This window comes from Desulfovibrio sp. 6_1_46AFAA, assembly GCF_000224635.1.
Lineage (GTDB): Bacteria > Desulfobacterota > Desulfovibrionia > Desulfovibrionales > Desulfovibrionaceae > Desulfovibrio > Desulfovibrio fairfieldensis.
This window is the reverse complement of record NZ_JH114304.1, coordinates 481,649-506,472: the sequence shown is the minus strand read 5'-3', so window position 1 is coordinate 506,472 and position 24,824 is coordinate 481,649. Positions and strand designations below refer to the sequence as shown.

Genomic DNA, 24,824 nt, shown 5'->3' with positions numbered 1-24,824 from the left:
AGCAGCCGTTTCCAACTGTTATCCCGATTATGAGGGCAGATTATCCACGCGTTACTCACCCGTGCGCCACTCTACTCGAGACCGAAGCCTCTTTCGCGTTCGACTTGCATGTGTTAAGCACGCCGCCAGCGTTCAATCTGAGCCAGAATCAAACTCTCCAGTTCAAATCTGTATCAAGATTCCTGCTTGGCAGAAATCAGAATCTCAAAGACTCTTTCTTCCCACTCGCTATTCACTTGTCAATGAACCACCCGAGGGCCTCCGCCCCCTGCCGCTCTTCTCAGCGGCGCGGTGCAGATTTATGCACCATCCCCTTGGCTGTGTCAACAACTTTTTTCGTTCCGGCAAAGTTTTTTTCGCCGTGCCTCGAAAGGCCCAAAAACGTGTTGTTCAGTCGCGGGAAGTGGAAGATATCCATCCGCCCCTCATCTGTCAACGCTTTTTTGTAAAAAAAGTTGCCAGGCTGCCCGGAATATCACCGCAAAGCCCCGCACGGCAACGACTTGCGGAAAACTATACTTAGTCCGGATTACGCCGCCCGCGCCAGAAGCGTAAGGCCGTCGCCAGCAGAACGCCGCACGCAATGCAGGCATATTCCCATTGCGCGCCGGACAGCGCCCAGCCCGCGGGCCGCCAAGGCAACCGCGCAAGGCCGATGGTCAGCATGCCCCCCAGAGCGGCGGCCGTGGCGTACCAGGACTCTTCCACGGCGCGGGCGGTGTCGCCCAAGGCCATATCGCGCAGCAGGCCGGGAGCCAGACCGGCCAGCAGCCCCAGCACCAGCGCGCCGGCCGCGCCCAGTCCCAGCGTCAGGCCGCGCATGGCCCCCAGGCAAGCGGCAAGCGCCAGGCCCAGGCTGTCCAGCCAGAAAAACAGGCCCGCTCCCTGACGCCGCAACCCGGCCAGCACGGCCCCGGCCAGGGCACCCGCCACCACCGCGCCCACGAAAGCGCCCGAGGCGAGCAATTCCGCACCGGAGCCGCCGCCCAGGCACTCCCGCAACAGGGGACCGGCCAGGCCGCACAAGCAGCCAAGCACCGCCGCTCCACTTACGTGACCGCCGAAAAGGCGGCCGCGGCAGGAAGCGGCGGCAGCCAGCAGGAAAGAGGCCGCCAGATCAAAAGAACCGAACCAGAAGAAAAATCCGCTCATCTCAACGCACTTCACCGTTCATGTTACGCGCCGCTGCGTCCAGAGCATTTACACATTTTCAAAAAGTGAAATTAGTCTAACGGAAGCACTAAGTAATGAAGATTTTTCTTCTCTGCCAAGGGCGCAAGCCGTTGCCGCGACAGCGGCTTGCTTGAGCCGTTCACGGCGAAGCCGTGTTACGGATTAAGCTCCTGCGCCGCAGCGGCTAAAGCAAGGCGAACTGCGGGCGGAGGGAGTATATTCAAACCCGGCCTTCGCACGGAGTGAGCCTGACGCGGGCGGAGGGCAAAAAGACCATTACTCAGTGCTTCCCTAAAAAGGCCGCCGGTACGGCATACGCGCAAGCGACTGCGCATATGCCGCACCGGCGGGCGATTACGGACGAATACAAAGAGACACTTATCCTATTTGGCGAAGCCCACCGCCCGCCGCTCGCGGATGACCGTGACGCGGATCTGGCCGGGATAGGTCAGATTCTTTTCGATCTTTTCCGCAATATCCTTGCAGAGAATGTAGGTGGTGTCGTCGTCCACGTTTTCGGAATTGACCATGACCCGGATTTCGCGCCCGGCCTGGATGGCGTACGCCTTGGTCACGCCGTCGAAACTGGTGGCGATGCCTTCCAGATCTTCCAGGCGTTTGACGTAATTCTCCAGCAATTCCTTGCGTGCGCCGGGCCGCGCCCCGGAAATGGAGTCCGCGGCCTGCACCAGCACGGCGAGGGCCGTGGAGGGTCGCTGATCCTCGTGGTGGGCGGCGATGGCGTGGATGATTTCCTGGCTCTCGTTATACTTTTTGGCCAGATCCGCGCCGATCAGGGCGTGCGGCCCCTCCACCTCGTGGTCCACGGCCTTGCCGATGTCATGCAACAGGCCGGCGCGCTTGGCTTTTTTGACGTCCATGCCCAGCTCTGCGGCCATCATGCCGCAGAGCGCGGAGACTTCCAGCGAGTGCTGGAGCACGTTCTGGGTAAAGGAAGTGCGGTAACGCAATTGCCCGAGCAGGCGCACGATTTCAGGATGAATGCCGTGCACTCCGGCGTCGAAAGTGGCCTGCTCGCCCACTTCGCGCACTTGGGTGTCCAGCTCCTGCTCGCACTTCTGGACGATATCCTCAATGCGGGCCGGGTGAATGCGGCCGTCCTGGATCAGGCGCTCCAGAGCCATCTTGGCGACCTGGCGGCGCAGGGGACTATAGGCGGAAAGGATGACGGTCTCCGGCGTGTCGTCAATGATCAGGTCCACGCCGGTGGCGGCCTCCAGAGCACGGATATTGCGGCCCTCGCGGCCGATGATCCGGCCCTTCATGTCCTCGCTGGGCAGGGGCACGGCGGTGACCGTCTGCTCGTTCACATAGTCGCCGGCATACCGCTGGATGACGTTGCAGAGGATTTCCTTGGCCTTGCGGTCGGCGGTTTCGCGGGCTTCCATTTCGATCTGGCGGATCATCCGTGCCGATTCGTGGCGGGTTTTCGCCTCAATTTCCGAGAAAAGGCGCGTCTTGGCCTCCTCGGCGGTGAAGCCCGCGATCTGGGCCAGCCTCTGCTCCTGCTCCTCAATGCGGGCCTGCAAAAATTCCTCGGATTCGGCCAACTGGCGTTCCTTGCGGGCCAGATCCTTTTCCGTGCCCAGGAGCTCATGCTCCTTCTCGGTGGCCTTTTCCAATTTTTCCTCAAGGCGGCCGCCCAGCTCGTCCAGCTTGCGCTCCCGGATTTTGACGTCGCGTTCCCGCTCCTTGAATTCGTTTTCCAGCTCGCGTTTCTGATTGAACAAGTCATCCTGGCCCTGGAGCAAAATCTCCTTTTTCTGGGCCTGGGCCTCCTTACGGGCCTCTTCCACAATGCGCTTGGCCAACTCATCGGCGTCGCCGATGCGCTTGGTGGTCACCCGGCGGTGAACCAGCGCGCCGGCCGACACCCCCACCAGGACGGCCGCCGCAAGCGCGAAAATGAACAAAAGATCCATGAAACCAGCCTCTCTTTATGAATACGGGCATGGCGCCCGGCAGACACCGGCAGCCGCGAAAAACCGCGACCGCCGCAGCGGATTGCCCGGAGAGCTTGGACCCTGTGGCTGGCTACCGGAGAATACCGGCACGAAGGATGCGTTGCGCGAAGAGAGCGGCCCGAAATAAATCCGCCCGTTATGAACAATCCGTAGGAAAGACTGGCGTAATCCCCAGAGCGCCGTGTCATGTCTGCGGTGCAGAACCTGGTTTCCCAGGTCGGGCACCCGTATGCTTTTCTCAGGCTTCCCGCGTAACGCGGGCATGCACACAAAAAGCAGAGACGGCACCCATTTTTATGCTTGTCAGGTTAGCACCGAGGCATAAATCACGCACACCCCAGGGAAATCGTCAAAAGAGTCTACACGGACTCCTCTATTTTGGAAAGCAGGGAATTGATGCGATTCTGCACATCACCCAGCCTTTTCTTCGACTGCAACAGATCATCCGCCAGGCCAAGGGCCAGGAAGGTCAGCAAAATATCCTTGCTTTGCCCTCCGTGGGACCTCAGTTTCTGGTCTGCAAACCGTTCTTCCACCAACCGCACGGCACGTTGCACCCGCTCCATGTCGGCACCCGGCTTGAATGCGATATCAAGCCCGAGAACAGTAAGGTTGATGTTTTCCTGACTCACAAAAACCTACTCAACGCTGTCATGCTCTTGAATCCTGTGCAACAGGGCGTCAATGCGCTTGAGCGCTTCGACGCGCAGATTTTCTTCCTGCGCCAGAGAGTCATGCAGCTTGCGGTTTTCCTCTTCCAGAACGGCCTTTTCCGCCACAATGGCGGAGGCTTCGGCATGAAGACGCGTATTCTCCGCCCTGAGGCGGTCCAAGCGGGCCAAAAGCTCCGCAACCTGCGCTTCAAGCTGCTCCAGAAGTTCCATGACTTTTAGATAGCACCGCCCCCCGACCTTGGCAAGAAAGGATGGCCCGGGCGGATAAAAAAAGCCGCCGCCCGTGGCTTCGCGGGCAGCGGCGATATGTGCGGGAAAGGTTGCGGAATGGCGTCACGCGGCGATATGGGATATGGCGTCCTCACCTCATAGAGCAGATCAACTTTTCAAAGTTACTTTGCTCTATCCCCTGCGCGGTAAATTCTTCTGCCGCCCACGGGCTGCGGCAGCCGTTACGCCCAAGGGGCGTTACGGATGGCGACAGCCAGCCCCTTGCGCCACAGCACCGCGCCATCCCGCTATCCCCTGCGCGGTAAATTCTTCTGCCGCCCACGGGCTATGCCCATTTCGCCGTCGGGCACATCCTTGGTGATGACCGAACCCGCGCCCACCAAGGCGTTGTCGCCCACGCTGACCGGGGCCACCAGGGCGGTATTGCTGCCGATAAAGGCTTTTTCCCCGATGTTGGTCTGGTACTTGTGCTTGCCGTCGTAATTGCAGGTGATGGTGCCCGCGCCGATATTCGCGCCCGCGCCGACCCGGGCGTCGCCCAGATAGCTGAGGTGGTTGGCCTTGGCCCCCTTGCCCAGGCGGGTCTTTTTCAGCTCCACGAAGTTGCCCACGTGGGAGTCGGCTTCCAGTTCCGCGCCGGGGCGCAGCCGCGCGAAAGGCCCCACCAGCGCGCCCTCGCCCACACGGGCATCCTCCAGGTGCGAAAAAGCGCGGATTTCCGCGCCCTCGCGGATCAGAGAGTCGCGCACAACGCAGTGCGAGGCCACGGACGCGCCGCGCCGGATCTCGGTCCTGCCGCAGATTTCACAGGGGCCGCTCAGTTCCGCGCCGGGCTCCACCCGGGCCAGGGGACTCACCCGGACCAGGTCCGGCGCGTGCAGAATCACGCCCGAGGCCAGCAGCTGTTCCGCCGTGCGTGCACGCAGCATTTCTTCCATGCGGGAAAGCTCCAGCGGGGAGTTGACGCCCAGCAGGCTGTCGTCCCGGCCGCATTCCACGCCGCGCACCGTGTAATTTTCCGCCACGGCCAGACCAATGATGTCCGTGATGTAATATTCGCCGCTCTTATTGTCGTTGTTCAGGCGCGGCAGCAGCGTCTCCACGGCGGCCAGGCTGAGCCAGTACATGCCCGCGTTGACTTCGCCGCTTTCCGGGCCGTGGCGGGCCGGATCGTAATCCTTGGCCTCCACGATGCCGAGCACCCGGCCCTGCTTGCGCACCACCCGGCCGTACGCGCCGGGATTATCCGGCAGGATGGTGGCAAAGGCCAGGTCCGCGCCCCCGGCCTCGGCCAGGAAATCGCGCACCAGAGCTTCGGAGAGCAGCGGCGCGTCGCCGTTGACCACCAGCAGATGGGTGCAGCCCGCTTCGGCCAGCCCGGGCAGAGCCTGCATCAGAGCGTGGCCCGTGCCAAGCTGTTCGGTCTGGAAAACCAGGCGGGCGTCCGGAAAGGCCGCCTCCACCATCTGGGCCCGGTGTCCCACCACCATCCAGACATCTTCAGCAAAAACCGGCCGCAGGGCCGCGCGCACATAGGCCAGCATGGGCTCGCCCAGAATCGTCTGCAAAACCTTGGGCCGGTCCGAGTGCATGCGGGTGCCCTTGCCCGCCGCCAGAATGAGAGCCGCGTTTTTCGGCATACAGAAATCTCCTTGCGCCGCCGCGCGAGCGGCGAAACGGAATCGCGCAGGCAGAGCAATAGCGTCTTCGGCGCTAAACGGCAAGCCGCAGCAAGCACAGCCGGGAAACGCCATCCCTGATCCGGACGAACCTTACACCATGTAACCTTGAAATACTCGTTTACGGCGAGCAAAAGCCGCCTACCCGTATTTCATGGCAAGGATCTGCAGAGCAGATCCTTCCGGCTGACTGCTTCAACCGGCTCGTTCAGAAAGTTCCACAGGCCCTTTACCGATAAAACGCTCTTCCAGGCGGGCCAGTCGTTCACGCAGGTCCGCGTTCTGCCGCCAGAGCTGGCGGTTTTCATCCCAAGTCCGGCGGAGCTGTTCCACCGCGTCGTCTCGCTGGTGTTCCGTCCGGTTCAGCTTTTCCTCCAACTTCAGACAGCGCACGCAACCTGCCTCCACCGCTCCGGAAAGAGCTGCCGAAGACGGCAACGCGCCCGAAACGCCAGGGGCAGCCTCCGCGCCTGAGCGCATGGGTCCCACGCCTGTCAGCAGCCAGCGGGGTTCAATATTATAACGATCGCATACGGCTATAATAAAAGTCGAGCCCGGCATCTGAGCGTTGCGCTCATACGCGCCCACCGCTGCTTTGCTCACACCGAGCCGTTTGCTGAATTCGTCCTGGGAAACAGAACCTCGGACGAGCTTCAGCCTTTCACCAATGGTCATAGGCTTCCAGCAGTTTCGTCCGCGAACCGAAGCAGGGCCCAGTCCAGCGCACGGATCATGGGCTATGCCAACTTTATTAAAGCCGAATAGATATTTTTATATTGACTATGGCTATTATAAAAGTTAATGTCGTCTCACGGGCGGTTAAAGGTTCGGACTGCAATATACCGACTTTACCCGCCCCGCCGGGGGAAAGCAATCGTGTCCTCCCTTTAGGGCCTGTTGGCACTATAGAATTTTTGTTCGCTCGCAAGGAAGATAAGCCTGCTTTGAGGGAGTGTACTCTTTTGGTACTCGACCGAAAAAGCAGGTGAAATCTGGCTTCAGCCGTTGCGACGCAGGAGCCTTAGCCGTAGGCGAACTTGTGAGCCGTACGGATAAAAACAGCAACGCTAGCTACGGATGAAGACAGCATGCGTAACGGCACAGACTGTTCCATGCAATTACTTTCGCCATCCGTAAGTCCTTCGGACAACGGCTGCCGCACGTAGCGAGCGGGCAAAAAAGCATAGTGTCAACAGGCACCTAGCGGACGGACAGTTCTTTGCCCGTCCGCGTTGCTCAATGTATCCGGCCGCTTCCCGCTTTTTTACCACGCGCAAGGAGGAAGCCATACGCTTGGTCTTGAGCCGCGCGCTCATGGAGCACGGCTTCCGTTCCGACGGCAAAAGGCCGCCAGACGATGAGCCCGACGGAGCCGCACACAAGCCGGGCACCCGGTCCCAACGGAAATTATGCGCTGCGGCACTTGCCTTTTTGATAATTTCAGATGAAAACGCTTGGAAATGAGACACGAAAGCGGCCTCACATTCCACAGGCAGTGCCAGGAGCAGAGCGCATGGCAATTTCCATCGACACGCTGAAGCGCCTTTCCCGGGACCAGCGCAATTTCTTTCTGACTTTCGGCCTGCTGGGCCTGGGCATCCTGATCGGCATCAGTCTCGTCTACCTGGAAATATCCGACATCCTGCGCGAGCAGGCCGAGCAGCGCAGCTATCTGCTGGCACAGACCGCTTCGGACAAGGACATCATCATGCGCAAATGGGTCGCCGGTCTGGGCGGCATCTACGCGCCGGTGACCCCGGCAACGCCGCCCAATCCCTGGCTGCCCGAAGCAGGGCGCGATTTCACCCTGCCCGGCGGCATGCGGGTCACCAGGATGAATCCGGCCTATGTGACGCGCCTGGTACATGAACTCTGGCGCGAACACAGCGACATTCCCAGCAGGCTTGTCAGCGCCAAGCCCGTCAACCCGGCCAACCAGGCCATTCCCTGGGAGGCCGCCGCGCTTGAGGACATTGAACGGCGCGGCGGCAAGGAATACTTTATCCTGAGCGGAGATCCCCAAAAAGGCCAGGTGCTGCGCTATATGGCCGCGCTCAGGGTGGAGCAAAGCTGCCTGGCCTGCCACACGACGCAGGGCTACAAAGTGGGCGACATCATCGGGGGCATCAGCTCGGAAGTGGCCACCAGCCGTATGGCAACCGGCGACGCGGCCGTCAAACGAACGCTGTTGGCGGGTTTTTCCACGGCGGGCGTGGTCGTGCTGTTGCTTTTTCTCTGGGGGGGCCATGCGCTTCTCCAAAATATCGCCCGGCGCGACAGCGCCGAAAAGGAACTCCGCGCTTTTGCCGCCACCTTGGAGAGCAAGGTCGAACAACGCACCTCGGACCTGCGCGAGGCGGAAAAAAACGCCCTGGCGGCCAAAGAACAGGCCGAGGAAGCCTCCAGAGCCAAGAGCGACTTTCTGGCGCGCATGAGTCATGAAATCCGCACGCCCATGAACGCCATTCTGGGCATAACCTATCTCTGTCTGCAAACCACGCACGAAAACAAGCAGCTGTATTATCTGCGCAAAATCCTTTCAGCCGGGCGCGGGCTTCTGGGCATCATCAACGACATCCTGGATGTCTCCAAGATCGAAGCCGGGAAAATGACGCTCCAAAACGAAGCCTTCGCCTTACAGGAATTGGTGGAAAATCTCAGTGATCTGTGCGGAGCCCTGGTGGGCGGCAAAAATATCGAAGTGCTTTTTCACGTGGACCCCAATGTCTTTGTCACTGTGGAAGGCGACCTTTTGCGGCTGACGCAGGTGCTCACCAACCTTCTGGGCAATGCCGTCAAGTTCACGGAAAAAGGGCGGGTGGTGCTGCGCATCGAAGAACTGGGCCGGGGCGCGGACACGATCACCCTGGGCATATCCGTGAGCGATACGGGCATCGGCCTGACGGAGGAAGAGCTGGCGCGCCTGTTCAAGCCCTTTGAACAGGCCGACGGCTCCATCACCCGTAGATACGGGGGAACAGGGCTCGGCCTGGTCATCTGCCAGCGCTTTGTGCGGATGATGGGCGGCGAGCTTGAAGTGCGCAGTGAACCCGGCAAAGGCAGCGCGTTTTCTTTCAGTCTGACGCTTCCTTATCGGCCGGTCCGGCACGCATGGGACAATCCGGATCCGCCGGATCCGGCGGGCGCGGAACGCCTGCTGGTGGTGGATGACTGCGAGGCGGCGCGGACCATCCTTCAGGAGGTCCTGATCCACTTCGGATTCCGTGTGGATGCGGTCGCCTCCGGGCAGGAGGCCCTGGATCGCCTTGTGCGGGCGGCCCGAACAGATACGCCGTATTCCCTGGTTTTGCTGGATTGGAAGATGCCGGGCATGAACGGCATGGAAGTCGCCGACAATATCCATAAACTGCCGCTGGAGAGCATCCCGCAGCTGCTGATGATTTCCGCGCACGGACTGGAGGCTTACCGGGAAAAGGGCGAAAATCTGCATTTCGCGGGCTTTCTGGTCAAGCCCGTGAATCCCGTGACGCTCTGGAACACCATCCTGAAAGCTCTGGGGAAAAATCCCGCCTCGCCGCGCCTTGCGGATATGGACGGGACCGAGGACGGCGCACTCTCCCAGCGGCGCGGCACCCGTGTTCTCCTGGTGGAGGACAATGAAATCAACCAGGAAGTGGCAAGCAGCCTGATGGAACGCATGGGCATGAGCGTGACCCTGGCCGAGAACGGGCTCAATGCCGTCAATGCCTGCAAGGCGAAAACATTCGACATCATTTTCATGGACATCCAGATGCCGGTCATGGACGGCCTTGAGGCGGCGCGCCGTCTGCGCGCGCAGGAAGCCGACGACGGCGCGGAACCAACGCCGATCATCGCCATGACGGCCCATGCCATGCGAGAAGACAGGGAAAAAAGCCGGAACGCGGGCATGGACGATCATATCACCAAGCCCATAGATCCCGATATGCTGGCCCGGATCCTGATCAAATGGGTAAAACCGTATGAGCAGGCGGCGCACGCGGCGGACCACGCCCCGGCCTGTTCGGCCCCGGCGAATGCCGATGCCGGGAGGATTTTTGACTGGGAGAAAGGACTCTTTTATGTGGGCGGCAACGAACAACTGCTGGTAAAACAGCTGAAAAACTTTGCCCGGCAGTATGCCCACCTGCCGCAAACTCTGGCGGATTTGAGCGCCGCCGGGCAATGGCCGGAAGCCGCCCTGGCGGCCCACAGCCTGAAAGGCGTCGCGGCCACACTGGGCATGGACGCCCTCTCGGCGCACGCCGCTGCGCTTGAACAATCGTATGCCGCCAACACGGCGGACGGACAAAGCCTGGAAAAACTGCGGGGGCTGCTGCAGCACGCCCGCGCGGAAATCAAACAAAATCTGGAAGAAAAGGACTTCGAGGCCTGAACCCGGCGCGCCCCGCACGCAAAAGCGGCTTTTCCCCGGATGGATCTCCGGGGAAAAGCCGCTTTTTATCATGCGGTGCTCATGGGGAAAGCAGACCCACTCGCATTTCGTGCGTGAACTGCTCTATTCCGTTTTGAAGGCCAGCTTGCCGTCTTTCACTTCCACATGCACATGCTGGCCGTCGCGGATCTTGCCGCTGACCAGTTCGCGAGCCAACGGCGTTTCCACGGCCTGCTGCAGATAGCGCTTGAGCGGACGCGCGCCGTAGACCGGATCGTAGGCCGCTTCGGCCACAAAGTCGCGGGCTTCTTCACTCATGCTCAGCTTGATCTTGCGTTCCTCAAGCCGCTCGCGCAGGCGCTTGAGCTGGAGTTCCACAATGCGGCCGATCTGATCCCGCCTGAGCGGCAGGAAGACCACGGTTTCGTCCACGCGGTTGAGGAATTCCGGCCGGAAGTGGCCGCGCAATTCCTCCATGACCTGCTCCCGCGCTCCTTCCTTGAGGGTGCCGTCCGGCGCGATGCCGTCCAGCAGATGCATGGAGCCGATGTTGGAGGTCATGATCACGATGCAGTTGCGGAAGTCCACGGTGCGGCCCTGGCTGTCCGTGAGCCGCCCGTCGTCCAGCAGTTGCAGCAGGGTGTTGAAGACGTCCGGGTGGGCTTTTTCGATCTCGTCGAAAAGAATCACGGAATAGGGCTTGCGGCGCACGGCCTCGGTAAGCTGGCCGCCCTCGTCATAGCCCACGTATCCCGGAGGCGCGCCGATGAGCCGCGACACCGAATGCTTTTCCATGTACTCGCTCATGTCCAGGCGGACCATGTTGTCTTCCGTGTCAAAGAGCGCTTCGGCCAGGGCCTTGGAAAGCTCGGTCTTGCCCACGCCCGTGGGGCCCAGGAAGATGAAGGAACCCGTGGGACGCGAGGGGTCGGACAGACCGGCGCGGGCGCGCAGCACGGCGTCGGACACGGCGTTGACCGCCTCATCCTGCCCCACCACCCGCTCGTGCAGTTGCTCGGACAGGCGCAGCAGCTTTTCGCGTTCGGATTCCAGCAGCCGGGTTACCGGAATGCCGGTCCACTTGGCCACGATTTCGGCCACGTCGTCGGGGCGCACTTCCTCGCGCAGCAGGCGCGGGGCGTCGCCTTCCTGAGTGTCGCCCGAAGCGTCGGCCAATTTTTTCTCCAGCTCCAGCAGCTTGGAATACTTGAGTTCCGCGGCCCGGTTCAGATCATAGGCCCGCTCGGCCTGTTCAATAGCCAGCTTGGTCTGTTCGATCTGCTCCTTGATCTCGCGCACGTTGTCGATGGAGCCCTTCTCGCTCTCCCACTGTTTGCGCATGGCGGCCTGCTGGTTGCGCAGCTCGGACAATTCGTTTTCCAGGCGCTCCAGGCGTTCGCGCGAGGCCTCGTCCGTCTCGCGGCGCAGGGCTTCGCGCTCGATTTCCAACTGCATGACCTTGCGGTTGACCTCGTCCAGGTCGGCGGGCAGGGAGTCGATTTCCGTGCGGATCATGGCCGCCGCCTCGTCGATGAGATCAATGGCCTTGTCCGGCAGCTGGCGGTCCGTGATGTAGCGGTGCGACAGCACCACCGCCTCCACAATGGCCGAGTCGCTGATGCGCACGCCGTGATGCACCTCAAAGCGTTCCTTCAGGCCGCGCAGAATGGAGATGGCGTCCTCCACCGTGGGTTCTTCCACCAGCACGGGCTGGAAGCGCCGCTCCAGGGCGGGGTCCTTCTCAATATACTTGCGGTACTCGTCCACCGTGGTGGCGCCGATGCAGTGCAGTTCGCCGCGAGCCAGCATGGGCTTGAGCAGGTTGCCCGCGTCCATGGAGCCCTCGGTCTTGCCCGCGCCCACAATGGTGTGCAGTTCATCGATGAAGAGGATGATCCGGCCTTCGCTTTTCTCCACTTCATTGAGCACGGCCTTGAGCCGTTCCTCGAACTCGCCCCGGTATTTGGCCCCGGCGATAAGCGCGCCCATGTCCAGGGCGAAGAGCTTGCGGCCCTTGAGGCCCTCGGGCACGTCGCCCTTGACGATGCGGAAGGCCAGGCCCTCCACGATGGCTGTTTTGCCCACGCCCGCTTCGCCGATGAGCACAGGATTGTTCTTGGTGCGCCGTGAAAGAATGCGGATCACCCGGCGGATTTCCGCGTCGCGGCCGATGACCGGGTCCATCTTGCCCTGGCGCGCCGCGTCCACCAGGTCGCGCGCATATTTGCTCAGGGCCTCGAAGGTGTCCTCAGGGTTGGCGCTGGTCACGCGCGCGCCGCCGCGCAGCTCTTCCATGGCCTTGACGAAGCCCGCGCGGGTGATATTGTATTCCTTGAACACCTGGCCCAGGGGCGAGGAAGGCTCCACTTCGGTCAGCGCGGCAAAAAGATGGTCCACGCTGACGTATTCGTCCTTCATCCGCCGGGCCTCGTTCTGGGCTTCGCCCAGAATCTTGGCCAGACGCGGGGTGATCATGATCTTGGTGGGGTCCATGCCGCCGCCGGAAACCGAGGGCCGCTTGCGCAGCGAGGTTTCCAGGGCCACGGCCAGAGCCTTGGGCTGGATGCCCATATGTTCCAGAATACGGGGGACAATGCCCTTTTCCTGCTGCACCAGGGCCAGCGCCAGATGTTCGGCGTCCGTCTCCTGATGGCCCATGCCCGCCGCGATGGTCTGTGCCTCGCCGATGGCCTCCCGGGCTTTTTCCGTAAACTTGTTAATATCCATAATTCCTCCACACAGTGCCGGGGCTGTCGCGCCCTCGGCGTATATTTCCATCCGGCCGGGCCGGTTGCATAGCCGACCCTCGGCCGGACAAATCTCAATAGATATTGCGCGACGCGGCCGCAGGCCGCCGTCGCAACAAAAATACAAAGGCGTTAATCTTCAAAACCTCGCAAACCGCGCACCGTCCGTTCCAGGACGTCGATGCGCTCCAGCAGGTCCACGATAATGGTGCCGCCCACCACGGGCAGCTCAAAATCGCAGCAGATGCGCTCCAGCTTGCGGACCCGATAAATGTCGGCATCCCGGAACATCCGGATCCGGGTCGCGCTGGTCCGGGTTTCGATCCAGCCCAGCGCAAGCAGCTCCTGAAGACGATCCGGCGCGACGCCGGTGATTTCCACAAATTCCTCCCAGGCCATGACCGTGGACGGCGCGGGCAGGGAGGGCGATTTTTTGGTCATACTCATAATTCACCTCCACCGGATCAGGCGCGGGCCTTGAAAGACGACACGTCCGCCAGCTTCTGCCAGAGTTCGCGCTCTTCCGCGCTCAATTGGGCGGGCACCTTGATCATCACGCGGGCCAGCAGATCGCCGCGATTGACGCCGCTGCCCAGGCCTTTGCCGCGCAAACGGAACTTGCGGCCCGAACTGGAACCGGCCGGGATGTTCAGCTCCACCTGGCCTTCCAGGGTGGGCACAGCCACCTTGGCGCCCAGTACGGCTTCCCACGGGGCCAGGGCCACGTCGCAATGCAGGTTTTCGCCTTCCACCTTGAACTGGGGATGCGGCAGATAGCGCACCCGCAGGAACAAGTCGCCCGGCGTGCCGCCCGGCGCGGGGTCGCCCTGGCCGGCCAAACGCAGCTTGGCCCCTTCACGGATGCCGGCGGGCACGTTGACCTCCAGGGTCTTGGGCCCCTGCGGCATTTGCAGGGTCACGGTGCGGCGGCCGCCGCTCGAGGCTTCTTCCAGGCTCAGGGGCAGTTCGGCCTCCACGTCGCGGCCGCGCCGGGGCCGGGAAGAAAAACCGCCGAAGGGATCGGGGCCGAAATTCGCCCCGCGCCCGCCGCCCGCGGCCGCGCCGCCGAACAGGGTTTCAAAAAAGTCCGAAAATCCGGAACCGTCAAAACTCTTGCCGTTGAACGTGAAATGCACGTTTTCATAGCCCGGTTCGCCTTGGAACTGCTGGCCGTGCTGCCAGTTGGGCCCGAGCTGGTCATATAGTTTGCGCTTTTCCGGATCCTTGAGGACTTCATAGGCTTCGTTGATTTCCTTGAACTTTTCCTCAGCCTGTTTATCGCCCGGATTGAGATCCGGATGGTATTTGCGGGCCAGCTTTTTGTAGGCCTTGGAAATTTCCTCGGCCTTGGCCTCGCGTTCCACACCCAGAAGTTTATAATAATCTTTATAGGATACTGCCATATTTTGCTCTCCCCCGTACGGGTCTGGCTCTGGAGCCGTGCCGGCGACGACTGTGCCGCACCGGCGGGACGTTGCGCGCTCCCGCGCGTCCCACTCCAATAGAAAGACATAAGACCGCCTGCGCCGTCGTCAATGCTCTCAGTCCAAGAAAACGTCCGGATCCTAGAGGGTGTCGTCATGAGTGTCTTTTCGTGTTATCTCCGCGTCGAACATCGCCTTTTATTTCGGTCGAGTACCATAAGAGTACACTCCCTGCATAAAAGGCTCGTTCTCCTTGATATAACACGAAAAGACACTCATGACGACACCCTCTAGGCAACGCCAACTTTGCTCTGAAACCGGGGCAGCCCGCCGCGTCCGGACCTGACTCCGGGCGCGGCGGGCTGCCGACAAGACATAACAGGGCTTGGAGGCTGTGGCTACACCACGCCGTGCTCCCCGGGCCGCTCGTACTTTTCCTTTTCCTGGGCCCGGACGTAAAAATCCGTATCGCCCAGACCCAGCAGAATGGCCGAGGACACATAAATGGACGAGGCCGTGCCGATAAACACGCCGATCAGCATGGTCAGCGCGAAGTCGTGGATCACGCCGCCGCCCAGCAGGAAGAGGGACAAGGTCGCCACAAAGGTGGTGCCGCTGGTCAGAATGGTGCGCGAAAGAGTCTGGTTGATGCTCCTGTTAATCAGCGAGGCCAGATCCACCTTGGGCGCGGCGCGCAGATTTTCACGCAGACGGTCGTAGACGATGATGGTGTCGTTGAGCGAGTAGCCCACCAGGGTCAGCAGGGCCGCCATGACGTTGAGGTCGATCTCCACGTCCATAATGGAGAGCAGGCCCGCCGTGATAAAGACGTCGTGCAGCAGGCCCACCACCGCGCCCAGGGCGAAGTTGAGCTTGAGGAAGAAGCAGACCACCATGGTGATGGCCAGGGCGAACAGCACCAGCCAGCCCATGCCCAGACCGGTGAAACTCAGCACGTACATGCCGCCCCAGAGAGCCGCGGCCATGATGGCGCCGGCCATCCAGCGCTGCTCGAAACGGCCCGAGATATACACGGCGATGAGCAGCACGGCGTAGTACAGGGCGCTCAGGGCCTTGTTGGTCAGGTCGTCGCCCACCTTGGGGCCCACCACTTCCAGGCGCAGGATCTGGGCCGCGTTGTCCGGAAAGGCCGAAGCCAGAGCATTGACCACATTGGTGCGCAAAGCCGAGGCGTCGGCGTTTTCCGCGCTGGAAAAGCGCAGCAGATAGTCCCGCCCGCCCTCGCCGAAGCGCTGGGTGGTGATGCCCGGCAGAGCGGGAATGTCCAGGCTCTTTTTGAGGGCCTCGTCGTTGACGGGCTTGTCGAACTGCACCTGGACGATGACGCCGCCCGCGAAGTCGATGCCCATCTTGAGCCCGTTGCCCCAGAGCGCCGAAGCCAGACCGGCCAGCAGCAGCACGATGGAGATGCCGTAGGCCCAATGCCGCCAGCCGATGAAATCTATCTGTGTGTCATGCTTGATGAATGCAAAGCCCATGATGGTCTCTCCAACGCTCGTGCCGCTTCAGGCGACAGTAAAAACCGCGTTTTTGCCGGAATGCCCCTTTGAAACGTGCAGAGTTTCAAAGGTAATCCGCTCTAGATGCTGATGCCCTTGGGCCCGCAGTGACGCGCCCATTCCTCGAAAATGGCCCGCGACACAAAGATGGCCGTGAACATGGAGGCGATGATGCCCAGGGAAAGCGTCACCGCGAAACCCCGGATGGGGCCGGTGCCGAACTGATACAGAATCACCGTGGCGATGATGGTGGTCAGGTTGGAGTCCGTGATGGAAATGGCGGCGCGGTCAAAACCGGCCTTGACCGCCGCCAGCGGCGACAGCCCCAGGCGCAGCTCCTCGCGTATTCGTTCGTAAATCAGCACGTTGGCGTCCACGGCCATGCCGATGGTCAGCACAATGCCCGCGATGCCCGGCAGGGTCAGGGTGGCCCCGAAGGCGGCCATGCCCGCCATGACCATCAGCATGGTGAAACAGAGCATGCCGTCGGCAATGAGCCCGCTGAGGCCGTAATAGACAGCCATGAACAGCACTACGGCGGCCGCGCCCACCAGGGCCGCGCGCACGCCGCTGTCGATGGATTCCTGCCCCAGGGAGGGGCCCACACTGCGTTCTTCCAGCACGGAGACCGGCGCGGGCAGGGAACCGGCGCGCAGCACAATGGCCAGGTCCTGGGCCTCGGCGGTGGTGAAGTTGCCGGAAATGCTGGCCCGGCCGCCGCCGATGCGCTCGCGGATGACCGGCGCGGAATAGACCTTGCCGTCCAGCACGATGGCCATGCGGCGGCCCACGTTTTCAGTGGTGGCCCGCTCGAAGATGCGCGCGCCGCGCGCATTGAAATTCAGCGTCACATAGGCCTTGTTCATCTGGTCAAAGGCGGGCCGGGCGTCGGCCACATCCTCGCCGGTGAGCATGGCGTCCTTTTCCACGGCGATCTGGCTTTCCTTCTTCTGACCGCCCGGCGTGTTTTCCAGCAGGGGCAGGGAAACCACGCCCGTGGGCAGCACGGCCTTGCCGGGGTCCACGTCGTCGCGCACCAGGTGAAATTCCAGATGGGCCGTCTGGCCGATGATCTGCACGGCGCGGCGCGGGTCGGAAATGCCGGGCAACTGCACCTGAATGCGGTTCCCGGCCTGCTTGCGGATGTCCGGCTCGGCCACGCCGAACTGGTCAATACGGTTGCGGATGGTGCGCAGGGCCTGGTCCAGGGCCATGTTTTCCAGGCGCGTCACTTCCGCCGCCGTGAAATGGGCCACATAGCGCAACTGCCCGGATTCGCCCTTGTGCGGCGTGCCCACATCCAGCTGGGGGAAGTGGCGGCTGAGGATTTCCTTCAGCTTGTCCTCATTCTCGGCGCGCGGCAGCACAAATTCCAGAGCCGTGCCGCCCACCACGCGGGGCCGCAGCACCACAACCTTTTCATCCTGGGCCAGACGGCGCAGGTCCTGCCCTGCCAGGGCCAGGGAATTGCTTACGGCCTTGGCCACATCGACGCCCAGCGTCAGATGGATGCCGCCCTTCAGGTCAAGACCGAGATTGATCTTGCTGGACGGCAAAAAACGCTCCAACGCCGTCCCGATGCCGGGCAGGCTCGGCAGCGCGTAAACAAGGCATGCCAGAAACACCACTATCGCAATGGACAAGCGCCAGCGCAGACCCATCGTACACCTTCCACAACAGAGGACTTGCCCGCGCGCGGCGCGGACGGAACACCTGCCCCGTCAACCCGCGCGGCGGGCGCATTCTCCCGCCGGACGGACAAAGAGGCCGCGCCGCCACAGAATACGGCTTGCGCGGCCAACGGAACAGTGACTCGCACGGAGCGTAACAACGCCCGGCGCTGACTTATTTCTTTTCTTCAGGCTTGGCTTCCTTGCCGCCCCTGGCGGGCAGCAGGCCGCCGATGGCCGCGCGGGAAATGCGCAGCTTGGCATCCCCGGATTCCAGCAGCACCTGCTCGTCGTCGATCTCAAGGATGCGGCCGATGAGCCCGCTGGAGGTCAGCACGTGGTCGCCGCGCTTCAGTTCGGACAACATCAGCTTGTGGGCCTTGGCCCGCTTCTGCTGGGGACGGATCAGCAGGAACCAGAAAATGACGAACATCAGGATCAGCGGCAGGAACTGCATCAGCATGTCCGTGCCGCTGGCCGGGGCTCCTCCGGCCTGGGGCGTGCCCATGGCAAAAGCTACGGATTCAAACAAAGCGCACCTCCATTAAGGTGTGGATGAGGCCCCCGCGCGGACGCCGGGGCCGGGTTGGCGAAATAACAGCGCATCGTTATAGCCTCTGCGGCGCGAATGTGCAAGCCTTTGTGGCCCCGGCGACTTCCCGGGCGAAGGCCACGGCCAGCTCGGCTACCCGCTGACGGCTTTCCCGATGGGTCATGGGCAAATGCCCGCCGTGCGGGCCGCGCACGCGCAGAAGGTGCAGATGCGTGCTCAGTGAGCCACAATGCCGCGCCAGATAAAAAGCATTGTATGGGCGGCAACTCGTATCGTTGCGCAGCTGCACAATGCAAAGCGGCGCGCGGATCAGGGGCAGTCCGCGCCGGATGGCGGGCAGGGCCCGCTCCACCTCGGCGAAATGGCGCAGGCAGCAGATTTGCTCGTGCCCCTGCCAGGGGGCCACGGCGCGGGAGGCCGGGTCGCGTTCCGGGACGCGCAGCACGGGTTGCAACCGGGCCCAGAGGGGCAACGCGAAAAAGCGCCAGTCCACAGCGAAAAAAGGAAAATATTTATGGAAAAACAGCGGCGTGGCCAGCGCCAGAAGGCCCGCCGGGGGCGGCAGCTTGCCGCGCGCCGCCGCCTGGGCCACATCCAGAGCCAGAATGCCGCCCAAGGAATATCCCGCCAGCAGCACGGGCCCGCTCTCGCTCAGGCGGCCGTACTCCGTATGGGCAAAGTCGCGCCACAGGGCAAAGGAAGAGGCGAGATATGCCTCCTCCGTACCGCCGTGGCCCGGCAGGGCCGGGGCATGGGCCTCAAAGCCCGCTGCCGCCAAGGCCTCGGCCAGGGGCGCAGTTTCAAATGGGCTGCCGCCGATTCCGTGCAGCAACAGACAACGCACGGCCTCTCCTTTTTCAGGGGCTTGCCTCCCCGGCCAGCAGGCGTTACCTAGGGAGTTTAAACATGGCCATGGCCACGACGACCTCAGACTCGGGACTTCTCATGCAGCACTGCCACACGCTCCTCCACGCCGGAATCATCGTCACCCAGGACCCGCAACGCCGCATCCTTGAAAACGCTTCCCTGGCCATCGCCGACGGGCTGGTGGCCGCCGTGGGGCCGCGCGACACGCTGAGCGCCGCCTGGCAGGCCGAACGCGAGCTTGATCTGGGCAGGATGCTCGTTCTGCCCGGCCTCGTCAATGCCCACACCCACGCGGCCATGACCTTTCTGCGCGGCCTGGCCGACGACATGCCGCTCATGGACTGGCTGCAACAGCGCATCTTTCCGGTGGAGGCCAAGCTCACCCCGGAAATCGTGCGCCTGGGCAGCCTGCTGGGCTACGCGGAAATGCTGCGTACCGGCACCACGGCCTGCATGGACATGTATCTCTTTGAGGAAGCCGTGTTCGAGGCCGCGCGCACGGCCGGCCTGCGTTGCGTGGGCGGCGAGGCGGTTTTCGCTTTTCCCTCGGCGGCCTGCCCCGGTCCGGAAGCCGCCCTGGAGGCCACCCGCGCCCTGGCCCAATGCTGCGCGGGCGACGCGCGGCTGAGCGTGGCCGTCAATCCGCACAGCGTCTACACGACCACACCCGACATCCTTACGGCCTGCCGCGATCTGGCCGCCGAGCTGAGCCTGCCCCTGCACATCCATCTCTCCGAAACCCGCGAGGAAACGGAATTCTGCCTCAAGAACCACGGCAAACGGCCCGTGGCCCTCTGCCGCGACATGGGCCTGCTGGATTTGCCCTGCACCCTGGCCCATGTGGTGGATGCGACAGAAGAAGAACTGGACGTCCTGGCCGAGTACAAGGCCGTGGTGGCGCACAATCCATCCTCCAACATGAAGCTGGCCTCGGGCGTGGCCCCGGTACCGGCCATGCTCGAACGGGGCCTGGCTGTGGGCCTGGGCACCGACGGCCCGGCCAGCAACAATCAGCTGAACATGTTTACGGAAATGGGACGGGCCGCCCTGCTCCATAAGCTGGCCGGGCATGATCCCACCCTGCTGCCCGCGACGCGGGTGCTGGACATGGCCACTCTGGGCGGGGCCGCGGCCCTGCACGACGCCCGCCTGGGCTCGCTCGCGCCGGGCAAGGCCGCGGACTGCGTGGCTCTGGATCTGGCCTCGCCCAATCTCCAGCCCCTGTACAATGTGGTCTCGCAGACAGTCTACGCGGCCACGGGCCTGGAAACCCGCCTGACCATGGTGGGGGGCGAGATTCTTTATCAGGACGGGCGCTTCAGCCGTTTCGACTATGACGCCCTTTGCCGGGAAATGCGCGACCTGCGCGGCTTTGTGCTGCGCGCCGCCGGGCTTGGGGGATAAGGCCGCCCAGGGCAGACGCATCTAAAAAGCCTTTATTCCCCGATAGATTGGGGAACGAACAAAAAAGAGGCGAAGCCACCTTTGCTCCGCCGGAGCGAAGCGCAGGCGGATGGCTGGTGCCGGGAGAATCCTAAAAAATAGGATTGTTGCGTGCCGGCAAGGAAAACGGCGCTTTTTGCGCGGAAACCGACCGGAAGGCGGCCCAAAGGGCCGTGCCCGTTGGGCGAGCCGGGCGAGCCTTACGGGCATCGAGAGCAGAGCTGTACTCAAGTACATGAGCGGCAAAAAGCGCCAGATGACGCAGCCGGCACACAAAAGGCTGGTTTTGACGGATCATCACGGCAAATAAAAGGCCTGCAAAACCTGGAATTAGATGCGTCTGCCCTGGTAAGGCCGCCCCTCTCCTCTTGACAGCGGCCCGCTTTAGCCTATACTTCTCCATCCCGGACGGCAGCCCTTTGCATGCTGCCGGTAGGATATTATGAAATTTGGGGCGCTCCGGCGCATGGAGGTTTTGCTATGAGTCCTCTGGAAAATGCCACCAAGACCGCTGAAGGCGTGGTGGTCAAGGGTTTTGTTCTTTCCCCCGTGGTGGAGCAGTGCTCCGGCTGTGATCGCGTGCGCGAATTCGACGGCGAGCAGTTCTGCTCCAGCTATCCCAACCCGGCCAGCAAATGGGTCGGCGGTCGCTGTAATTTCGCCACCCACGTCAAGGCCCAGACGGCCGCGGCGGCGAAGGTGAACCCGTTGAAGGCGTCGAAGCGCGCCGCCAAGGGCCGCTAGGCGATATTTGGCTTTTTTTGCCGCTGGCGGCTCAACCTTCGCTTTGTCCTCCAGTCCTGTACCGAAAGAGTACACTCCTGTCGGACAAAGTTCGGTTTCCTTGCCAGCGACAAAAAAATCTCAAATATCGCCCTGTCGGGCTGAAATTTTTTGGAGAGGCTGCGCAAGCGGCCTCTTTTCTGGTTTTCAAGTTAGAGCATTTCAACGTTGAAATGCTCTAACGCCGAACACGGTAAGGCGCGCCGCGAAGACCGACCCGACGGGCGGCCCGTAGGGCGGCCCGTAGAGCCGTGCCTGTAGCCCAAAGAGCGTACAGGCATCGAGAGCAACGCGGCGTGGATTCCGGAAAAGCGACCGAAGGCAGCCCGAAAGGCTGTCCCCGTTGGCGACAAGGGAGTCATACGGGGATCGACAGCAGAGATAACCGCGTTTTTCCGGAATGCCCCCTTTGAAACGCAAAGCATTTCAAAGGTAATCTGTTCTAGGGCGGAAACAGAGATGAATCAAAATCTGGACAGACTGCTGGCCGGTCTGGCGGAACGGGGCGAGCGCGTTGTGGAGCTGCAGAGCGCGCTCACGGCCTGCAAGGCTTTGGGGCCGGACAACGGCGGCCGGGGCGAGCTGGACAAGGTGCGCCGGATCACGGACTGGCTTACGGCCTGCGGCGTGCGCGATCTGCGCCGAATGGACGCGCCGGACAATCGCGTGCCGGACGGCCTGCGCCCCAATCTGATAGCCCGCCTGTCCGGCACGACAAGCCGCACGCTCTGGCTTTTCGGCCATACCGATGTAGTGCCGCCGGGCGATTCCGCCGCCTGGGCCTCCGACCCCTGGCAGGTCCGGCGCGAAGGCGACTGGCTCTACGGGCGCGGCGTGGAGGACAATCAGCAGGCCATTGTCAGCATGCTGCTGCTGGCCGAAGAGTTGCGGCGGCAGAACCTGACGCCCGCCCTGGGCCTGGGTTTGGTCTTCATGGCCGACGAGGAGTCCGGCAGCGATTACGGTCTGGCCCACGTGCTGGAGCAGGCCCCGGAACTGTTCCGGCCCGACGATCTCTATATCGTGCCCGACGCGGGGTCGCCGCGCGGCGATCTCATTGAAGTGGCGGAAAAAAGTCAGCTCTGGCTCAAGGTGCGGACCACCGGCGCGCAGTGCCACGCCTCCACCCCGCACAAAGGCCGCAACGCCTTTCTGGCCGGGGCGGACATGGTTCTGGCCTGTCATCAGGGCCTGTACGAGACATTCCCCCAGGAAGATCCGCTGTTCAAGCCGTCCCGCTCGACCTTTGTGCCCAGTAAGCACGACGCCAACGTGCCCAGCGTGAACATCCTGCCCGGCAGCGACGTCTTTTACGTGGATTGTCGCCTTTTGCCCGAGGTTTCCCAGGAAGCCGTGCTGGCCAAGGCGCGCGAAATCGCGGCCCGTGTGGCCCAACGGTACGGGGTGGAGATCAGCGTGGATGTGGAGCACGCCCAGGCAGCCTCGGCCGCTCCGGCGGACAGTCCGGTGGTCCTGGCCCTGGAACAGGCCGTGGAACGGGTTTACGGCGTCCAGCCCCGGCCCGTGGGCATCGGCGGGGCCACTGTGGCCGCGCTGCTGCGCCGCAAGGGCCTGCCCGCCGCCGTCTGGGCCTGCATCCAGAACACCTGCCACCAGCCGGACGAGCGCGCCTCCGTCAGCGCGGCCTGCAAGGACGCCCAGGTATTCGCCCATATTCTCATGCAGCGGGATGCCCATGCCTGACGCCGGCTTTGACTGCATCATCGCCGGCGGCGGCCACGCCGGTTCCGAAGCCGCCGTGGCCCTGGCCCGGCTGGGTTTCAGCGTGTTGCTGATCAGCGGCAATCTGGACCGCCTGGGCTATCTTTCCTGCAATCCGGCCATCGGCGGCCTGGCCAAGGGCCATATGGTGCGCGAAATCGACGCCTTGGGCGGCATGATGGGCCTCTGGGCCGACGCGGCGGGCATCCAGTTCCGCACCCTGAACATGAGCAAGGGCCCGGCCGTGCGCGCCACGCGCGCCCAAATGGACCGCGACGCCTATCAGCGCGTCCTGAAAAAAACACTCTACGCCACGCCCGGCCTGCGCCTCTGGCAGGACACGGTCACGGACGTCGTCACGGACGCGGGCCGCGTCACGGGCGTGCGCACGGCTCAAGGCCTGGAATTCACGGCCCGGCACGTGCTGCTGACCACCGGCACATTTCTGGACGGATGCATCCACATCGGCCTGACCAACCTGCCGGGCGGCCGCCTGGGCGACGCCCCGGCCCTGGGCCTTTCCGACAGCCTGCGCGCTTTGGGCCTGGAACTGGGCCGCCTGAAAACCGGCACCACCCCGCGACTTTTGCGCTCTTCCATCGACTTTTCCCGCCTGGAGGAACAGCGCGGCGACACGCCGCCTCCGGCATTCAGTTTTCACGGCCCCGGCCCGGTCTTGCCCCAGGTTTCCTGCCATATCACCTGGACCAGCGGCCGCACCCACGAAATCATCCGCGGCGGCTTCGACCGCTCGCCTCTGTTCACCGGCGTGATCCAGGGCGTAGGCGCGCGTTACTGCCCCTCCATTGAGGACAAGGTGGCCCGCTTTCCCCAGCGGGAGCGGCATCAGATTTTTCTGGAGCCCGAGGGCCTGGACAGCGCGGAGGTCTATGCCAACGGCATTTCCACCAGCCTGCCCCTGGACGTGCAGATGGCCATGCTGCGCAGCATCCCCGGCCTGGAGGGCGCGGTCATGGTCCGGCCGGGCTACGCCATCGAATACGATTACGTGAACCCCGTGCAGTTGCGCCCCACGCTGGAAAGCAAAAACGTGCCGGGGCTCTGGCTGGCCGGGCAGATCAACGGCACCTCCGGTTATGAGGAAGCCGCGGCCCAGGGCCTCTGGGCCGCCCTGAACATCGCCCGCGCCGAAAAGGAACTGCCGCCCTTCGCGCCGGGCCGGGACGCGGCCTACATGGCCGTGCTGGTGGACGATCTGGTAACTCTGGGCACCCAGGAGCCCTACCGCATGTTCACTTCCCGCGCCGAGCACCGCCTGCTGCTGCGCGAGGACAACGCCGACGCCCGCCTGACCCCGCTGGGGCGCGACCTGGGTTTGGTAGGCGACGCCCATTGGCGCGCCTTCTGTGAAAAAAGGGAAAATGCGGAGCGGCTCAAAAAACACCTTGAGAATATGCGTATTCCCGCCGATAAGCAGGATGAGAACAACGACGCCGCCCTGCCGCCGGGCCGCAGCCTGGAAGACGTGCTGCGCCGCCCGGACATGGACCTGGAGCGGCTGGCAGCCGTGCTTGCGGCGTCTCCGGGCCCGCTGGCCGGGCTGGGCGCGGAGCTGGCCGCCGAGCTGGAACGCTGCGGGCGGACCGTATACGGCGGCGTGCAGACGGACATCAAATACGCCGGATACCTGGAACGCCAGCGCGCGCTGATCGCGCGTACTGCCCGATTGGAGGCCACGGCCTTGCCCTCGGATTTGGATTATGCCAGAGTGGCCGGACTGTCCCGTGAAGTGGAAGAAAAACTCAGCCGCGTGCGCCCCTTGAACCTGGGGCAGGCGGGCCGTATTTCCGGGGTGACCCCGGCGGCGGTGGCCTGCCTGGAAATACACCTGCACAAGCTGGGTCTCTTGCGTCCTGTCCGACGGCAAGAGCGCAGAGGCGACGTTTTTTCGTAATTCCGACCGCGAGCCGAGCGCAGGCTCACGCGCAACGTGTTCCTGGAATCCATTCCGGTGGCC

Annotated in this window: 19 protein-coding genes, 1 rRNA gene, 1 other RNA gene and 1 pseudogene; 5 read left to right on the top strand and 17 right to left on the bottom strand. The window is 62.9% G+C overall.

The features are described from left to right. The 10 genes and pseudogenes from HMPREF1022_RS14845 to HMPREF1022_RS18985 all read right to left on the bottom strand — a co-directional run. Window positions 1–164, bottom strand: a 16S ribosomal RNA gene (locus HMPREF1022_RS14845); the annotation flags it as partial. Between the two features lie 116 nt (window positions 165–280). Continuing rightward, window positions 281–418 (bottom strand): hypothetical protein, encoded by a 138-nt coding sequence (locus HMPREF1022_RS18325; RefSeq protein WP_156803007.1) that lies wholly within the window; start codon window positions 416–418, stop codon window positions 281–283. A gap of 101 nt (window positions 419–519) precedes the next feature. Beyond that, window positions 520–1,152: a TRIC cation channel family protein gene (locus HMPREF1022_RS14840; RefSeq protein ID WP_009303780.1), complete on the bottom strand. Its 633-nt coding sequence runs from the start codon at window positions 1,150–1,152 to the stop codon at window positions 520–522. Between the two features lie 404 nt (window positions 1,153–1,556). Further along, window positions 1,557–3,116, bottom strand: a complete 1,560-nt coding sequence (gene rny, locus HMPREF1022_RS14835) for a ribonuclease Y (protein ID WP_008685525.1) — start codon at window positions 3,114–3,116, stop codon at window positions 1,557–1,559. Between the two features lie 206 nt (window positions 3,117–3,322). Further along, window positions 3,323–3,505: non-coding RNA, 6S RNA (gene ssrS / locus HMPREF1022_RS17705), on the bottom strand. Between the two features lie 12 nt (window positions 3,506–3,517). Then, window positions 3,518–3,790 (bottom strand): cell division protein ZapA, encoded by a 273-nt coding sequence (zapA, locus tag HMPREF1022_RS14830; protein ID WP_008685524.1) that lies wholly within the window; start codon window positions 3,788–3,790, stop codon window positions 3,518–3,520. 6 nt (window positions 3,791–3,796) lie between these two features. Next, window positions 3,797–4,042 (bottom strand): cell division protein ZapB, encoded by a 246-nt coding sequence (gene zapB, locus HMPREF1022_RS14825; protein ID WP_008685523.1) that lies wholly within the window; start codon window positions 4,040–4,042, stop codon window positions 3,797–3,799. 308 nt (window positions 4,043–4,350) lie between these two features. Beyond that, window positions 4,351–5,703, bottom strand: a complete 1,353-nt coding sequence (gene glmU, locus HMPREF1022_RS14820; RefSeq protein ID WP_009303779.1) for a bifunctional UDP-N-acetylglucosamine diphosphorylase/glucosamine-1-phosphate N-acetyltransferase GlmU — start codon at window positions 5,701–5,703, stop codon at window positions 4,351–4,353. Between the two features lie 234 nt (window positions 5,704–5,937). Beyond that, on the bottom strand, window positions 5,938–6,135 hold the full coding sequence (locus HMPREF1022_RS18990) for a hypothetical protein (protein WP_232221622.1): 198 nt from the start codon (window positions 6,133–6,135) through the stop codon (window positions 5,938–5,940). Window positions 6,136–6,252: 117 nt separating this feature from the next. After that, a pseudogene (locus tag HMPREF1022_RS18985) lies at window positions 6,253–6,417 on the bottom strand (helix-turn-helix domain-containing protein); the annotation flags it as partial. Between the two features lie 838 nt (window positions 6,418–7,255). Between HMPREF1022_RS18985 and HMPREF1022_RS14805 the strand changes: the two are divergent. After that, a complete protein-coding gene (locus HMPREF1022_RS14805) occupies window positions 7,256–10,117 on the top strand; it encodes a response regulator (protein ID WP_009303777.1) in 2,862 nt (953 codons plus the stop codon). A 123-nt stretch (window positions 10,118–10,240) separates the two neighbouring features. Here HMPREF1022_RS14805 and clpB read toward each other — a convergent pair whose 3' ends face one another. The 7 genes from clpB to HMPREF1022_RS14770 form a co-directional block, all read right to left on the bottom strand. Beyond that, entirely contained in the window at window positions 10,241–12,844 is a 2,604-nt protein-coding gene (gene clpB / locus HMPREF1022_RS14800) for an ATP-dependent chaperone ClpB (RefSeq protein ID WP_009303775.1), read from the bottom strand. 152 nt (window positions 12,845–12,996) lie between these two features. Continuing rightward, window positions 12,997–13,311: a chaperone modulator CbpM gene (locus HMPREF1022_RS14795; protein WP_008685517.1), complete on the bottom strand. Its 315-nt coding sequence runs from the start codon at window positions 13,309–13,311 to the stop codon at window positions 12,997–12,999. 17 nt (window positions 13,312–13,328) lie between these two features. Beyond that, a complete protein-coding gene (locus HMPREF1022_RS14790) occupies window positions 13,329–14,267 on the bottom strand; it encodes a DnaJ C-terminal domain-containing protein (protein ID WP_008685516.1) in 939 nt (312 codons plus the stop codon). A gap of 419 nt (window positions 14,268–14,686) precedes the next feature. Further along, the gene (gene secF, locus HMPREF1022_RS14785; protein ID WP_008685515.1) at window positions 14,687–15,787 is read right to left on the bottom strand and encodes a protein translocase subunit SecF; all 1,101 of its coding nucleotides are present in this window, start codon (window positions 15,785–15,787) and stop codon (window positions 14,687–14,689) included. Window positions 15,788–15,888: 101 nt separating this feature from the next. Beyond that, the gene (gene secD, locus HMPREF1022_RS14780; RefSeq protein ID WP_008685514.1) at window positions 15,889–17,469 is read right to left on the bottom strand and encodes a protein translocase subunit SecD; all 1,581 of its coding nucleotides are present in this window, start codon (window positions 17,467–17,469) and stop codon (window positions 15,889–15,891) included. Between the two features lie 184 nt (window positions 17,470–17,653). Then, on the bottom strand, window positions 17,654–18,010 hold the full coding sequence (gene yajC / locus HMPREF1022_RS14775) for a preprotein translocase subunit YajC (protein ID WP_009303771.1): 357 nt from the start codon (window positions 18,008–18,010) through the stop codon (window positions 17,654–17,656). Between the two features lie 76 nt (window positions 18,011–18,086). Further along, window positions 18,087–18,875 (bottom strand): alpha/beta hydrolase, encoded by a 789-nt coding sequence (locus tag HMPREF1022_RS14770; RefSeq protein WP_009303769.1) that lies wholly within the window; start codon window positions 18,873–18,875, stop codon window positions 18,087–18,089. A gap of 101 nt (window positions 18,876–18,976) precedes the next feature. Between HMPREF1022_RS14770 and HMPREF1022_RS14765 the strand changes: the two genes are divergently transcribed. The 4 genes from HMPREF1022_RS14765 (at window position 18,977) to mnmG (ending at window position 24,761) form a co-directional block, all read left to right on the top strand. Next, window positions 18,977–20,302, top strand: coding sequence for an amidohydrolase family protein (locus tag HMPREF1022_RS14765; RefSeq protein WP_035062021.1), 1,326 nt, complete (start codon window positions 18,977–18,979; stop codon window positions 20,300–20,302). A gap of 519 nt (window positions 20,303–20,821) precedes the next feature. After that, window positions 20,822–21,085 carry a PxxKW family cysteine-rich protein gene (locus HMPREF1022_RS14760; protein WP_008685503.1) on the top strand — a complete coding sequence of 88 codons (264 nt, stop codon included), beginning with the start codon at window positions 20,822–20,824 and terminating at the stop codon, window positions 21,083–21,085. Between the two features lie 498 nt (window positions 21,086–21,583). Then, window positions 21,584–22,828 (top strand): M20 family metallo-hydrolase, encoded by a 1,245-nt coding sequence (locus tag HMPREF1022_RS14755; RefSeq protein ID WP_009303767.1) that lies wholly within the window; start codon window positions 21,584–21,586, stop codon window positions 22,826–22,828. Further along, window positions 22,815–24,761, top strand: coding sequence for a tRNA uridine-5-carboxymethylaminomethyl(34) synthesis enzyme MnmG (gene mnmG / locus HMPREF1022_RS14750; protein ID WP_442852269.1), 1,947 nt, complete (start codon window positions 22,815–22,817; stop codon window positions 24,759–24,761). Before HMPREF1022_RS14755 ends, mnmG begins: the two co-directional genes overlap by 14 nt. The last annotated feature ends 63 nt before the right edge of the window (window positions 24,762–24,824 follow it).

Coding starts and splice junctions, on each gene's coding strand:
- HMPREF1022_RS18325 (WP_156803007.1), bottom strand. CDS start 418: ATGGATATCTTCCACTTCCCGCGACTGAACAACACGTTTTTGGGCCTT.
- HMPREF1022_RS14840 (WP_009303780.1), bottom strand. CDS start 1,152: ATGAGCGGATTTTTCTTCTGGTTCGGTTCTTTTGATCTGGCGGCCTCT.
- rny (WP_008685525.1), bottom strand. CDS start 3,116: ATGGATCTTTTGTTCATTTTCGCGCTTGCGGCGGCCGTCCTGGTGGGG.
- zapB (WP_008685523.1), bottom strand. CDS start 4,042: ATGGAACTTCTGGAGCAGCTTGAAGCGCAGGTTGCGGAGCTTTTGGCC.
- glmU (WP_009303779.1), bottom strand. CDS start 5,703: ATGCCGAAAAACGCGGCTCTCATTCTGGCGGCGGGCAAGGGCACCCGC.
- HMPREF1022_RS14805 (WP_009303777.1), top strand. CDS start 7,256: ATGGCAATTTCCATCGACACGCTGAAGCGCCTTTCCCGGGACCAGCGC.
- clpB (WP_009303775.1), bottom strand. CDS start 12,844: ATGGATATTAACAAGTTTACGGAAAAAGCCCGGGAGGCCATCGGCGAG.
- HMPREF1022_RS14795 (WP_008685517.1), bottom strand. CDS start 13,311: ATGAGTATGACCAAAAAATCGCCCTCCCTGCCCGCGCCGTCCACGGTC.
- HMPREF1022_RS14790 (WP_008685516.1), bottom strand. CDS start 14,267: ATGGCAGTATCCTATAAAGATTATTATAAACTTCTGGGTGTGGAACGC.
- secF (WP_008685515.1), bottom strand. CDS start 15,787: ATGGGCTTTGCATTCATCAAGCATGACACACAGATAGATTTCATCGGC.
- secD (WP_008685514.1), bottom strand. CDS start 17,469: ATGGGTCTGCGCTGGCGCTTGTCCATTGCGATAGTGGTGTTTCTGGCA.
- HMPREF1022_RS14765 (WP_035062021.1), top strand. CDS start 18,977: ATGCAGCACTGCCACACGCTCCTCCACGCCGGAATCATCGTCACCCAG.
- HMPREF1022_RS14760 (WP_008685503.1), top strand. CDS start 20,822: ATGAGTCCTCTGGAAAATGCCACCAAGACCGCTGAAGGCGTGGTGGTC.
- HMPREF1022_RS14755 (WP_009303767.1), top strand. CDS start 21,584: ATGAATCAAAATCTGGACAGACTGCTGGCCGGTCTGGCGGAACGGGGC.
- mnmG (WP_442852269.1), top strand. CDS start 22,815: ATGCCCATGCCTGACGCCGGCTTTGACTGCATCATCGCCGGCGGCGGC.